The 12,697-nt window shown below is 51.0% G+C and carries 10 protein-coding genes; 4 read left to right on the forward strand and 6 right to left on the reverse strand.

The window, feature by feature from the left end; all coding sequences use genetic code 11:
- Nucleotides 1-14: 14 nt before the first annotated feature.
- The 3 genes from ABYK60_RS17260 to yegQ form a co-directional block, all read right to left on the reverse strand.
- The gene (locus tag ABYK60_RS17260) at nucleotides 15-1,649 is read right to left on the reverse strand and encodes an endonuclease (RefSeq protein WP_372873242.1); all 1,635 of its coding nucleotides are present in this window, start codon (nucleotides 1,647-1,649) and stop codon (nucleotides 15-17) included.
- Between the two features lie 349 nt (nucleotides 1,650-1,998).
- Nucleotides 1,999-2,247, reverse strand: coding sequence for a hypothetical protein (locus ABYK60_RS17265; RefSeq protein WP_372873251.1), 249 nt, complete (start codon nucleotides 2,245-2,247; stop codon nucleotides 1,999-2,001).
- Nucleotides 2,210-3,607, reverse strand: coding sequence for a tRNA 5-hydroxyuridine modification protein YegQ (gene yegQ, locus ABYK60_RS17270; protein ID WP_372873243.1), 1,398 nt, complete (start codon nucleotides 3,605-3,607; stop codon nucleotides 2,210-2,212). Before yegQ ends, ABYK60_RS17265 begins: the two co-directional genes overlap by 38 nt.
- Before the next feature lie 227 nt (nucleotides 3,608-3,834).
- Between yegQ and ABYK60_RS17275 the strand changes: the two genes are divergently transcribed.
- Both ABYK60_RS17275 and ABYK60_RS17280 read left to right on the forward strand, forming a co-directional pair.
- Nucleotides 3,835-4,677 (forward strand): HDOD domain-containing protein, encoded by an 843-nt coding sequence (locus ABYK60_RS17275; RefSeq protein WP_372873244.1) that lies wholly within the window; start codon nucleotides 3,835-3,837, stop codon nucleotides 4,675-4,677.
- A 91-nt stretch (nucleotides 4,678-4,768) separates the two neighbouring features.
- A complete protein-coding gene (locus ABYK60_RS17280; RefSeq protein WP_372873245.1) occupies nucleotides 4,769-6,268 on the forward strand; it encodes a putative bifunctional diguanylate cyclase/phosphodiesterase in 1,500 nt (499 codons plus the stop codon).
- A gap of 4 nt (nucleotides 6,269-6,272) precedes the next feature.
- Here the strand turns inward: ABYK60_RS17280 and ABYK60_RS17285 are convergent, their stop codons facing one another.
- Together ABYK60_RS17285 and ABYK60_RS17290 are read right to left on the reverse strand one after the other, a co-directional pair.
- On the reverse strand, nucleotides 6,273-6,692 hold the full coding sequence (locus tag ABYK60_RS17285) for a thioesterase family protein (protein WP_372873246.1): 420 nt from the start codon (nucleotides 6,690-6,692) through the stop codon (nucleotides 6,273-6,275).
- A gap of 50 nt (nucleotides 6,693-6,742) precedes the next feature.
- The gene (locus ABYK60_RS17290) at nucleotides 6,743-7,501 is read right to left on the reverse strand and encodes a substrate-binding periplasmic protein (protein ID WP_372873247.1); all 759 of its coding nucleotides are present in this window, start codon (nucleotides 7,499-7,501) and stop codon (nucleotides 6,743-6,745) included.
- Between the two features lie 457 nt (nucleotides 7,502-7,958).
- Here ABYK60_RS17290 and ABYK60_RS17295 point away from each other — a divergent pair, with 457 nt between their 5' ends.
- Entirely contained in the window at nucleotides 7,959-11,513 is a 3,555-nt protein-coding gene (locus ABYK60_RS17295; protein ID WP_372873248.1) for a pilus assembly protein, read from the forward strand.
- Nucleotides 11,503-11,838 carry a TapY2 family type IVa secretion system protein gene (locus tag ABYK60_RS17300; protein ID WP_372873249.1) on the forward strand — a complete coding sequence of 112 codons (336 nt, stop codon included), beginning with the start codon at nucleotides 11,503-11,505 and terminating at the stop codon, nucleotides 11,836-11,838. The genes ABYK60_RS17295 and ABYK60_RS17300 overlap by 11 nt, the downstream gene beginning before the upstream one ends.
- Before the next feature lie 20 nt (nucleotides 11,839-11,858).
- Here the strand turns inward: ABYK60_RS17300 and ABYK60_RS17305 are convergent, their stop codons facing one another.
- The gene (locus ABYK60_RS17305) at nucleotides 11,859-12,605 is read right to left on the reverse strand and encodes a substrate-binding periplasmic protein (protein ID WP_372873250.1); all 747 of its coding nucleotides are present in this window, start codon (nucleotides 12,603-12,605) and stop codon (nucleotides 11,859-11,861) included.
- Between the last annotated feature and the right edge of the window lie 92 nt (nucleotides 12,606-12,697).

The following is a 12,697-nucleotide window of genomic DNA, read 5'->3' on the forward strand; positions in this document are numbered from 1 at the left end:
GTAATTCTGATGTGTCAGTTACAGCTGCTGCTGAACAGGGTGTTCGCCCAATCCGGATTATCGATAAAGGGGTTGCGGTTGTGCTGCCACTCGTACACCCGGTTATTGCGGCGACGTTCCCAGTCGCTGACCGGATCCTGATTGTGCCAGGCAAGCAGGGTGCACAGATCGCCAAGTTTTGGCTCGCTGCCTGTAATACCTGACACCAGCACCAAATCCGGCGTGGCGCTGGCTGCATCACCTTCGTAGCGAACGTCCATATACATCAGCATGCGTGCAACATCGCCTTTTACCGCATCGGCAGGCTCAAAACTGTCGCTGTCGGTACTGTTGGCCGGGGCTTCGTCCAGTGGCGTGCCGCCCATGGCAAAGTCTTTGTTGCTGCGGCTGCTGTTTACCGTTACGTCGGCAGGACGCAGATGGTGCAGGTCGGTATAGGCATGGCTGCTGCTGTCGGGGAAACCATGGCTCTTGGCCCAAACGTGCTCGCGGTTCCAGGCATCCAGAGAGCTGCTCATTCCAGCCCGGTTGGTTTTCGGCTCTGAGCGACCGGTGTAGAGCAGAATTACATTATCGGGGTTGGCGGGATCTTCGTCGGAATAGTTCAAACCATCCCACACCTGAGCATAGCTGTAGCGGGTGTGGCCACGGATAATGAGATTGAGCGCGGATTTAAGCTCAGTGCCGCTTTTGCCTATGGCTTGGGCGTAGTAGGTATTAAAGCTATAACCGGCCGGATCCGGTTCGCTGCCGCCACCGGTTTCTCCACCGCCTGTCTCTCCTCCACTGCCGCCTGTGCTGTCTTGCTGGTAGTCCAGCGATAAAGAGGCGCCGCTGAAGCTGCTGTAAGCCTGCACATCTATATACCAGCGTCCCGCGGTTGGAGTGGCGAAATCACACTGTTCATTGTTGCCGCCAAGGTAAGGCGCACAATCATATTGAGTGAGGGTGGGCTTGGCACCCTGACGCACATACAGATCCGCATCGCCACTGCCGCCGGAGAGCTTGATAACAAGGTTAGTGGCCGACTGAGGAATATCGGCGATAAAGGCCAGAGCCTGGCCCTTGGCAGCGCTTAAGCTGGTGCGTACATCACCTTTGGTTAACATGTTGTCAGGTACTGGCGTGGTGTTACAGGCCGCGAGCTCCCCGGTGCCCGGAGTGCCGGCTGAGCTGGCTGCGCTCCAATCGGCTTGGGACTGGGTATTCTGTACTGTAGTGCGCTCAAGGGAAATGTCTCTGACATTGAGGGTCCAGCCGCTCAGGCCTCCTTCCCATGCCACAACATCCGCCTGCTCGGTGCCGCGGGTGAGCTTAACAAAGTCGCCGGAGTTCCCAAGGCTGAAGGGCAGTGGTGCGTAGTTTGGCGCACTGCCAAACAGATTATTGAATCCGTCAGCATTGATGGCGAGGGTGTAGTATTTGCCGGGGGCGAGGGTGCCGCTTAGGCTTAGGCTGGTGTTGTTGTCACTCAGTTGGTATTGGCTCAGGTCTATGGATTCGCAACCTGAGTTATAAAGCTCAATGAACTCCTCAACGCTGTCATTATTGGGGGCATCGTACAGTACTTCACTTATCAGCAGCGCAGACTGGGCCTGAGCGCTGAGACCGGCCAGCAGGAGCGCGGTCATGGTAGTTTTCATTTTCATCCTAGTTGGTCTCGCAATTATTGTTATCGGCTTCCGGCCCTATGGCTTGCAAGTCCCTTTGAGGTGCTTTCGCGGCGCGAGTATGCCACAGGAATAATGAATGTTAATGCTATGTTTATATGAAACTTTTGTGTGAATTTAATGATAAAAACCGGTGTTTTCCCAGTTTTGGCAGTCCATTTTCATGGGGATTTCTCTGTTATAAGCTGGGTTTGTGCCGCCTTGTGATAACAGCAGACTTTTCGCTTGCATAAACAGGATGGCAGTAGAATAAATAGTTACTTAACTATTGATGTTTAGGCACTTTCGTTGGTGTGTGGTTGACTTTATATGTTGAACATTTGAATTTTTATTTATTGATATATTGAGCTGTTTGTAAAAATGCACCTTTGCCCGCTGCAGTGGGCATTGCACTGTGAAATAGTGTGCTTACTCTAGAGGCGGAAGATTTCAAGTGGCTATTTTTTGGTCTTCCTGCGCTGCCAATAATGCTGGTGGCTTTGGTTGCAGCAATAAAAAAGGCTGCAATTATTGCAGCCTTAATGAGGATGTTGAGCAGGTTATTCCGCCTTGGTAGGGATAACTTCAGCGTCACCATGTGGATTACGGGTGTTGTTACCGCTTGGCAGGTTGCGCAGCAGTACGCCCATCTTTACGTCCACTTCAGCAGGTACCGGCAGGTATACCATGTGCCCTGAACCCAGACCCGCTTCCACGGCTTCACCCTTACGGTTGTATAGGGTGTCTACTGTCAGGTTGATGTTGCCCTGCGGGGTCATCAGCTCAACGCTGTCGCCCACAATGAATTTGTTCTTCACATCGATTTCGGCAAGGCCCGCTTCGTTGCGCTTACCGGTAAACTCGCCCACAAATTGCTGGCTGTCGCTGATGGAGTAGCCATAGTCGTAGTTCTGGTACTCGTCATGCACGTGGCGGCGCAGGAAGCCCTCGGTGTAACCGCGGTGAGCCAAACCTTCGAGACGGGTCATCAGGTGCGGATCGAAACCACGGCCAGCCACGGCATCTTCAATGGCCTGACGGTACAGCTGAGCGGTACGGGCCACGTAGTAGAACGACTTGGTACGGCCTTCAATTTTCAATGAATCCACGCCAATTTTGGCCAGACGCTCCACGTGCTGGATGGCACGCAGATCTTTGGAGTTCATGATGTAGGTGCCGTGTTCGTCTTCGAACGCTGGCATATATTCGCCGGGGCGGTTTTCTTCCTGCAGCAGGAAGATTTTGTCTGTGGCAGGGCCATTGCCCAGGGTTGGGGTTTCCAGCTGCACAGCGCTTTCAGGGGTGTGGATGGCAACCACGTCACCGGCTTCGTTTTCGGTGGCTTCGTGGGCGTCGTACTTCCAGCGGCAGGCGTTGGTGCAGGTGCCCTGGTTCGGGTCACGCTTATTGATATAGCCAGACAGCAGGCAACGGCCGGAGTAAGCCATGCACAGGGCACCGTGTACGAACACTTCAAGTTCGATGTCCGGGCAGCGCTGACGGATTTCTTCGATTTCATCCAGCGACAGTTCGCGGGAAAGAATGACTCGCTTGATACCCACAGACTGCCAGAATTTTACCGAGGCCCAGTTAATGGCGTTGGCCTGTACCGACAGGTGTACTACCTGATCAGGAAAAGCTTCGCGCACCATCATGATAAGACCCGGGTCGGACATGATCAGGGCATCCGGGTTCATGGCGACCACAGGAGCCATGTCATCAAGATAGGTTTTAAGCTTGGCGTTGTGGGGAGCAATGTTGCTCACAACATACAACTTTTTGCCAAGGCTGTGAGCCTCTTCGATACCGGTCTTCAGGTTTTCCAGTTTAAAGTCGTTGTTGCGTACCCTCAGGCTGTATCTTGGCTGGCCTGCGTAAACGGCGTCTGCACCGTAGGCAAAGGCGTAGCGCATGTTTTTCAGTGTGCCTGCCGGCGACAGAAGCTCAGGTTTGAACATAGTAATTCCCGAAGAAAATGGTTAACGAGTCGCGAAATGCGGGGGCGCATTTTACTCAATGATAACCCCTCAGTGCAAATCTGAGTACTTCAGTAGGGCATTCGCTGATGAATAAGCTAAAATGTTGCGCTTATGTCATCATGTGGTGATATTTTGAACTTCGTCAGCGTCTTCAGAATGATATACTGCAATGATAATCAGAATTACCTTTTCGAATGGGAGCCAAAATGTCGAACGAGCACCAGTTATTGGTCGGATTGCTTAAAAAGCTGAAGGATGACGCTCTGGTATTGCCGACATTGCCTGAAGTGGCTATGCGGGTTCAGGAAGTGGTGGGTCGCCCTGATTCAAGCCTTAAGCAAGTAGCTGAAATTATTGGGCAGGATGCCGCGATCTCTGCCCGTATTATTAAGGTTGCCAACAGTGCGTTGTACAGCCGCGGCGTACCTGCTGAAAACATTAATTCGGCCGTTACCCGTATTGGTCTGACACAAATTAAGTCCATTGCCACCTCGGTTGCCATGGAGCAGCTGTTTATTTCCACCAACGAAATGGTGTGGGAAGTGATGGATGAAGTGTGGCGCACTTCTATTGATGTAACAGCTTCTGCCTGCGCCATGCTGCAGATTTATAATAAAAAACATCCTGGTAGTGGCCTTAATTACGACACCCTGACGCTGGCGGGACTGGTGCATAACATTGGCGCCTTGCCGGTATTGACCGAGGCTGAGGCTCATCCCGAGCTATTTACGACCATTGAGCATTTGCGTTCCTTGGTGCGCAAAATGCAGGGCCCCATTGGCCGCGCGGTACTCAAGAGCTGGGACTTTGCACCGGAAGTGATGGAAGTAGTAGAGCGTTGGGCGGATTTGCCCTACCTGCCAGAGAAAGTGACCTACCTTGATTTCATTCGTGCAGCTGCATTCTACAGTGGCGAATTGCGTGCAGGCAGTGAGCTTGAGCAGCGATTGGAAGTCTTTGCCGAGCGTGGGTTACCTGTGACTCCCGATGATTTGGCGGGTGATGCGTTCCTTGACAGCTATCATTCAATCAAGGCAAGTTACGAGTAATCCACAGCAATGGCAGGGTTTTAACTGCCATTGAAAAAGAGTCATCTGACAATAATAAAAGTGGGGGATACTCATTGGTAAGGTTTAATTCATGATTTATATAGCGGCATTTTTTGGCGTCTGTTCCCTGCTGCTTGGGTGGCTTTGGTATCGTCAGTCCCGCAGTCATGAACTGTTTTTGCATCATTTACAACGTGAACTTGCCAGTAAAACGGAACAACGACAGCCGCTTAATATCTCCCATATACCAGAAGCGTTTTTTCCTCTTTATCAATCCATTCAGCATTTGTTACTGCATGCGCCAAGCAGCAGCGGCAAGGACAAACTGACCGGATTACCCAATCGGGTTGGCTTTAAACGGGCCATGACCCACGCCATGCCGGTGACGACCGGCACCCTGGTGTTGGTTGACCTGTATCGATTTCGCTATGTGAACGATCTCTTTGGGTTTGTATTTGGCGATAAGCTGCTGCACGCCTTTGCCGATCGTCTCCGGTTAATGCCAAAAAAGCCCCGTCAATTGGCGCGGATGAATGGTGATGAGTTTTTATTGTTTTTTGATCACACCCTGAGTGAACAGGCGCTGCTGGACATAAAGCATCTGCTGCAACAACCATTCAATATCCACGACACACCGGTTTCAGTGCGGGTTCAAATGGGCTTTGTGCAGCTGGATGAACATCATGCCGATGTCAGTCAGATGCTCAGACGGGCCGATTTGGCCTTGAAACGCGCCCGCAGTCAAAAGGATATGGTAGCTGGATACGAGCAGGGTGACGACGTCAGTCAGCGCCGGGAGTTATCAATCATCAATAGTCTGCCCAAGGCGTTGGCACAGAATCACCTGTATCTGGTGTATCAGCCCAAGGAGTCATTGCACCGTGGTGGTTGTGAACAGGTTGAAGCCTTGATCCGCTGGGAACATCCGGAGCTGGGATTGATTTCTCCTGGTGAATTTATTCCCCTGGCGGAATACGCCGGCATGATTGATTTGGTCAGTGCCTGGGCGCTGGAAAAGGTACTGATGCAGCAGGTGCGCTGGCGAGCTGAAGGCATTTTTATTCGGGTTGCCGTTAACTTATCTGTGGAAGATTTGCAGGAAAGCAGTCTGCCATCCCTGGTTGCCAATGCGCTGGCTCGTTATCAGTTGTCCGGCGAGGTGCTGGCGTTGGAAATTACCGAAAGTACGTTGATGTCAAACCCGGCTAAAGCCACAGATAATATCAATCAGCTCAGGTCACTGGGGGTTAAGGTCGCGATAGACGATTTTGGCACTGGCCATTCTTCTTTGGCTTACCTGAAGGACTTACCGGCTGACGAAGTGAAAATTGACCGGGCCTTCCTCGATGGGGCGCTAACCCACGCCCGCAGCCATAACGTGATGGCAACCAGTATTCAGCTGGCTAAAGGTCTCGGATTTGAAGTCACAGTAGAAGGGGTTGAAACAGCCGCCATGCGCAGTCTGGTCAAGCAGTTGGGGGCTGATACTATTCAAGGTGAGTTTTTTGCCAAACCCATGCGGGCACTGGAGCTGGAAATGGATCTGGACAGACTGGGTATAACAAAACGGAGCGGTCCCCTGAATTCTTAGGTATTCAGGCTCCGAGATTATCCATCAGTACGGTGGGCATGGGCGTTAGCTGGCGAGCCTGATTCAGGCAGACCATTTCGATGTATCCGCTCACAGCAGGGCGAGTTCCGCCATCACGCCAAATCTCCTGTTGCCACAAGGTGCGATACTTGCTTTCAATGACCACTTTGCTGCGCACACTAACCAGGTCAGCAAATTCGACGCCCTCGTTACAGACCATGTCACATCGGTATACCGCAAAGCCAATTCCCTGATTTTGCCATAATTGTTTAAGAAAACCGGCGCCTATAACCTGCTCGCGGGCCCGCTCAAAGTATTTGATAAAGTTGGCATGGTAAACAACGCCAGAAAAGTCAGTGTCTTCGTAATAAATCTGCACTGTAAAACTATGCTCGATGGCATGCTCAAATCCGGGGTGTGGCATCTGTTTCTCTTCAGGTTGTGGTTGGCAAAGTGAGTTCAGCCAGCAATGATTTATTGCGTTTTTGTGGCGTGACCTATTTGTGCCAATAGTTTCTGATATTCGCCATTCTGTTTCAAACGTCTAAGTCCTCTGTCGAGCGCTGCTGCCAGTGGGATGGAACTGGCGGAATTCTTGTCGAACGCCAGATACAGTTCACTGGTGTGATTGTTGAAAACCGGATAAACCTCACTGGCGACTCCGGTGGAGGCTAAAAATTCAGCGGCGACTTTGTCGTACATCACCACAGCATCCAGTTTGTGGGTCAGCAACAGGTTAAGCAGTTGGTACTGATTGTCGGCAACCCAGAGCACAATATTGGGTAGTGCATCGAATTCATCACCATATTCATATCCGCGCATAATACCTACACGGATGCCAGGGGGCAGAGACCACTTATCGGCAGCAATCGGCTCACGTTTTGTCAGTTGATAGAAGGAGGCTGAAGCGATAAACAAGGGCTCATTTCCAAAAAGAAACCGGCCTTCGGTGCTCTGCTGCTTGGCCACATTAAAGACGGCATTAACCTTACTCTGTTCGGTGAGGTGCAGGCCCCTATTATAAGGTACAACCACAGATTCAACTTCAATGGACTCTGTGGCATACGCTAACTTTACCAATCTGTGAGACAGACCATGGCCGCTCGAGTCGGCAAAGGGAGGCCAGCTATCTTCCGCGGCAAGACGGATCTTGGAAGGTTCGGTAGCAAGCAGTGGTTGCAGTACAAAAGCTGTGCTGCAAAGGAGCAGTGTTAAAATCCGCTTTCGAATCATCGAATGTCCTTTTTGTTTCAAACTCCCTGTTTTATCCCACATTGTACTTTAACCATCTTCTCTGCAACAGGGGCAGATTAAATGGATTTACTGTTGGCGTTGTATAGGGGCAAAGCGAGTGAACCATATAGGAAACTTAGCGGACGCCATTCTGAAAGTATGTATTATTGGGTTGATTTATTTAATTTGGATGATGTTCAGTAAAATGCTGTGTAATCAATATTAAGTATATGTAAGTAATATATTATTTTTTGCTGCATTGAAATTTCTTGCATTTTAACGCGTTCGTGTACCACACTGATTTTTTAATTATTGATTCGTTTTAAATATCGCAATTTCGCAATAGATTAGCGATGGATGCTGAATAGTGATTTTTTACAGATGATTATCACTGATGTCAGACCACATGGAGTGTAGGTTGCCTTGCTTGTTCTTGTGGTCTTTTGTTGGGGTTTTCATGGTTATTTGGCTGTTCCGGCGATTCTTGTTGGCTGTTGCTGTATCGGGCAAGTCTGCCATTGCGGGTGTTCAACGCAGTTTGCTACCACTGAGTTACAGGGGAATGGTCCTGTCAGTTGTGCTGGTATCAGGTTTGCTGCGTGCCGATGATACTTCCTTGTACGTATACGAATCGTCTGGGCGTTCCGATGAGCGTCCTCAGGTGCTGGTGATTTTTGATAACTCCGGCAGCATGGACACCACTGTGTATGGCGTGAATCCATCATTTGTCAGCGATAACGATGAGGTGGTGGCAACTGAGCGGATTTATTACACGCTGAATGCTTCAGACGTTCCTCCCAATCCTGCTAATGCGTTTGAAAAGCGCTACTTCACTTTTAATTTGAATGCCTGTGCCAGCTCCTATTACTTTTTGGCAAAGTATGGCGTGTTTACCGGATTCATGCGCCAGTATGTCTACAGCGGTCAAACAGGCAGTTGGGAGGAATTCCCCCGCGGTGATGGCTCCGGTATCCGGATGGTGGAGTGTTTCGAGGACATACAGGACCAAAACTACGAAAACGGCAGTGTGTATAAAGATGGTTTGCCTGTAGACGGTGAGGGGCGACGCGGTAACCCAGCGCCTTTTTACCGTGTATCTTCACGTAGTAAAAATTCAGACAAGGCCACTGCACTGGAAAAGGCCATGAATACCGGTTTTGGCAGTGGCAGGGTGGTAACACTGTATACCCGGGAATACCTGAATTGGTTTCACGGGAAAAAACAACAGGTGAACCGCACCCGTATTGATATTGCCAAAGAGGCCATAACCAACGTCCTTCTGACGACGCCGGGGGTAGATTTTGGTTTGGCTGTGTTTAATGGCAATGCTTATGAGGGGTACGATGACGGAGGTCGAATTGTTTCCGCTATTAAACCCTCTACAGCGGCTTACAAAAAGGATTTGCTGACGACTATCCCCGTTTCCGGTACAACCTGGACACCACTTTGCGAAACGCTCTATGAGGCGTATCGCTATTTTGCGGGTGCCGAAGTGTGGTTTGGTGATGACGATCCGTATCAGAAGCCCTATCGGGACACAGATGCCATCGATGGCAGTAACTACAAATCGCCTTTTAAAGATTGCCAAAATCGCGCATACGTTGTGTATGTCACCGATGGAGAGCCCACCCGCGATACCAACGCCAACAACCTGGTGCTGCGGCTGACCGGTGGCGTCGATGCGTACACAGACGCGCCGGCCAGTTACTTAAGCTCGCTTGCCTCCTGGATGAATACCCATGATGTTAATCCAAACAGAACAGGGACTCAGAGCGTATCGACCTATACCATCGGATTCAGTCAGGGAGCTGCGTCGGCAGCGGGGCTATTGCGTTACACCGCCGAAAAAGGGGGCGGGAAGTATTACGATGCCACTGAGGTTGATGATTTACAGAAATCATTGATGCAGGTTTTTAAAAATATTCTCGAAAAAAGTGCCAGTTTCACTTCTCCTTCGGTGGCCAGTAATAACTTTAACCGTATTCAAACCTTTGACTCTGTTTACTATTCAATGTTTTTGCCCAATCGGGGGCCCCGTTGGAGTGGTAATTTGAAGAAATTCAAAGTCACAGGCAGTGGAGACATAGTTGATGCCAATAAGGCGGTTGTGATTGATAGTGACGGTAATATCGCTAAAACCGCATGTTCTCATTGGAGTAACAGTACTGATTGCACCAGCGGCGATGGCAATGATGTGCGTCGTGGCGGTGTGGCTGGTATGTTGCAACGCATGCAGGTCAAAGATCGCAAGCTACTGTCAGATATCAATGGACTTCAAGTCCTTACATTGAATGCCGCAAGCACCAAGGCTGGCGGTGATGACGCGCTGGCGGCATTGCTGGGGGTAGACACCACAGAATCAGCCAAGGTAATCAACTGGGCCCTGGGCATGGATGTTGATGATGACAACGATAACGGTAACCGTACCGAGATGCGTGCCGATGTGATGGGCGATCCCCTCCATTCCAAACCCCTTGCAATTAATTTTGGCAGTGAAGAGTCGCCTGATATCCGTGTGATTGTGGGTACTAATCACGGCGTGCTGCACATGTTTAAAGATGAAGGTAACAGCGTGTCGGAAACCTGGGCATATATGCCCTGGGAAATGCTGCCAAAGCAGGCGACGCTGAGGGATAACCTGCCATCGGGGCGTCACTCTGTGTACGGTATTGATGGTTCACCGGTAGCCTGGGTGAAGACTTCAGCAGCAGGCATTCAGAAGGCGTGGTTGTTTTTTGGGCTGCGCCGTGGTGGTAACGCCTACTATGGTCTGGATATTACCGACCCGGATTCTCCCTCTTTTATGTGGCGTATCGACGGTAATAGCCCGGGGATGGACTTGCTTGGTCAAAGCTGGTCCAAGCCGGTGGTCACCTTTATTCCCGGTCGGGCCTCCGCTCCTGTGCTGATTTTCGGTGGCGGTTACAGTCCGTCAAATAAGGATATCACTGGGGTGGGCACCCCTGATGATTTTGGCACGGCAGTGTTTATCGTTGATGCAGCCACCGGTAGTTTGGTGCACAGTTTTGGCCCCAACAATGGGGCGAGTATGACGGTTATGCCCGGCATCAAAGACAGTATTCCCAATGAGGTGGCGATTCTCGATGCAAACGGTGATGGGCTCACGGATCGTATTTATGCCACCGATACAGGTGGCAATGTGTGGCGCATGGATTTACCGGGGGCAGATCCCAAAGATGCAAACCAGCGCTGGTCAGCCTTTAAATTTGCAGCGCTTGGCGGCGTGGCCACGGCTTCAGACCGACGCTTCTTCGCCGGCCCGGTCGTGGCGCAAACGGTATTAAATAACTTATCTGAATACACCCGTCATGAAAATGGTCGCACCCGCACCGAGCTTGTCAGCAAAAGCATCCCCTACGATGCTGTGGTAGTAGGCAGTGGAATGCGGCCAGCTCCTCAGGATCTCCAGCGTGAAGACATGTTTTTTACTCTGCAGGATCGCAATGTCGGGATCCGTTCATTTGATGGCAGTAATAAAGGCAGGGAGCCGCCATCATCGCTGAAGCTGGCAGATCTCTACGATGTTACCGACTCACCTCCGCTGACCACAGAGGAGCAAGTGCGCTTCGGTAAGCATCGCGGCTGGTATTACGACTTCAGCAGAAAGGGCGAAAAGAGCTTGTCGTCAGGAACCATTATTCGTGGGCGGGTATTTTTTACCTCATATGTTCCGGGAAGCAGTGGTGGCGATGCCGGCAATCAATGCCTGGTGGCCGGCAAGGGATATCTTTATGGATTTGATTTGCACCGTGGCATTCGTTCTTACGATAAAACCTATTTGGAAATGGGTGAAAGTGTGCCGGATACCCCGCAATTGGTGGTACCGGGAAGTAAAGCCATGTACCTGATTGGGGTGGGGAAAGCACCTGAGTTGATGGTGAAGACCCGCTGCGAGAACAATAACGAACATTGCGATGGCTGTCCGCCCGGTGATAAGAAATGCATTGGTGGCGGTATGAGTACTGAGAAGATTTATTATTATGCGAATTAACACTCTGTTATTGATATTGCTTGCCAACGTTAGCCTGGTGGCGAGTGCCCAGAGCATGAGCGACAGTCGGGATGACGTACATCGGTTGACAACGTTCAAGTGCTTTATCGACACTAATGTCGGGGCGGGAATATACAGTTACACCTGGCCGGCAGCCAATACCAGGCAATCGATGCGCAATCTTGCCGGTACGCGTGTGGTAAACAGCGCTATGGCCGCCGTGGGTGTTCGGGTGTATGCCAAAAAGGTGTTTGAGTGTGTTCCTGAGGAAGGCACCTTCATGTCTGCCGATGCCCGAAAGCTGGATGAGGAGCGGCCGCGCTGATCATCGTTTTCGGCGGTTTCTTAGTTCAGTTCCGTGGATAATTTGGAGAGGATGGCAGCCATGGAGCCATCCTTTTGCATTTCTGTAATGGCCTGATTAAAGTCCTTTATCAGCAGATCCTGTGCATCGCGATTTCTGGCTACCCCCAAATGAAACACTTCGGTGGCGAGCACGTCGCCCACAAACTCAAACTGGCCCCGATATTCGGCGGAGCCATGCTCAATCAGATAGGTCGCCACATGGCGGCTGATGACAATCAAATCCACCCGCCCCAGCAGCAATTTGCGCAGATTGGTTTCATCCGAGTCCGCCTCTTCGGTGCGAAGGCCATTGGTCGCTATGGCAGGTGGGTTGGCGTAGCCCCGGCTTATTCCAATCAGCCTTCCTTTAAGCTCACCGAGATCAGAAAACGCCACTTGGGCATCTTTTCTGGCCAGAAAGCCAATTTCGACCGCTTGCAAAGGCGCTGAGTATTCCGCCCATGCCTCCCGCTCGCGCCGATACCAGAGGCCAATAATGGCATCGGCCTTGCCCGCTTTGATGAGTGCAGTGGCACGGATAAAGGGGTAGAACTTCAGCTCCACCCTGTAGCCGCGCCGTGCCAGCGCCTGCATAACCAAATGGGCCACCGGACCTTTGTCGGCAAGCGTATCGGAATAGAAGGGGGGCAGTTCGGTGGCGACCAGCGTCAGGTGCTTGCCATACTCTCCCTGCCCGCTGTGGGGCAGGAAAAGCAGCGCAAACAATAGCACTATTCTCAATGGCATAACTCAGATTGGCTTGGTCAGTTTCTCTGAATTATAGACGTGGTTTTAAAAAGCTATCAGTCGCTGACAAGCTCGCTGCGGCTGCCATCAAA

It is taken from the genome of Shewanella sp., from assembly GCF_041630135.1.
In the GTDB taxonomy this organism is placed as follows: Bacteria; Pseudomonadota; Gammaproteobacteria; order Enterobacterales; family Shewanellaceae; genus Shewanella.

Coding starts and splice junctions, on each gene's coding strand:
- ABYK60_RS17260 (WP_372873242.1), bottom strand. CDS start 1,649: ATGAAAATGAAAACTACCATGACCGCGCTCCTGCTGGCCGGTCTCAGC.
- ABYK60_RS17265 (WP_372873251.1), bottom strand. CDS start 2,247: ATGGTGACGCTGAAGTTATCCCTACCAAGGCGGAATAACCTGCTCAAC.
- yegQ (WP_372873243.1), bottom strand. CDS start 3,607: ATGTTCAAACCTGAGCTTCTGTCGCCGGCAGGCACACTGAAAAACATG.
- ABYK60_RS17275 (WP_372873244.1), top strand. CDS start 3,835: ATGTCGAACGAGCACCAGTTATTGGTCGGATTGCTTAAAAAGCTGAAG.
- ABYK60_RS17280 (WP_372873245.1), top strand. CDS start 4,769: ATGATTTATATAGCGGCATTTTTTGGCGTCTGTTCCCTGCTGCTTGGG.
- ABYK60_RS17285 (WP_372873246.1), bottom strand. CDS start 6,692: ATGCCACACCCCGGATTTGAGCATGCCATCGAGCATAGTTTTACAGTG.
- ABYK60_RS17290 (WP_372873247.1), bottom strand. CDS start 7,501: ATGATTCGAAAGCGGATTTTAACACTGCTCCTTTGCAGCACAGCTTTT.
- ABYK60_RS17295 (WP_372873248.1), top strand. CDS start 7,959: ATGGTTATTTGGCTGTTCCGGCGATTCTTGTTGGCTGTTGCTGTATCG.
- ABYK60_RS17300 (WP_372873249.1), top strand. CDS start 11,503: ATGCGAATTAACACTCTGTTATTGATATTGCTTGCCAACGTTAGCCTG.
- ABYK60_RS17305 (WP_372873250.1), bottom strand. CDS start 12,605: ATGCCATTGAGAATAGTGCTATTGTTTGCGCTGCTTTTCCTGCCCCAC.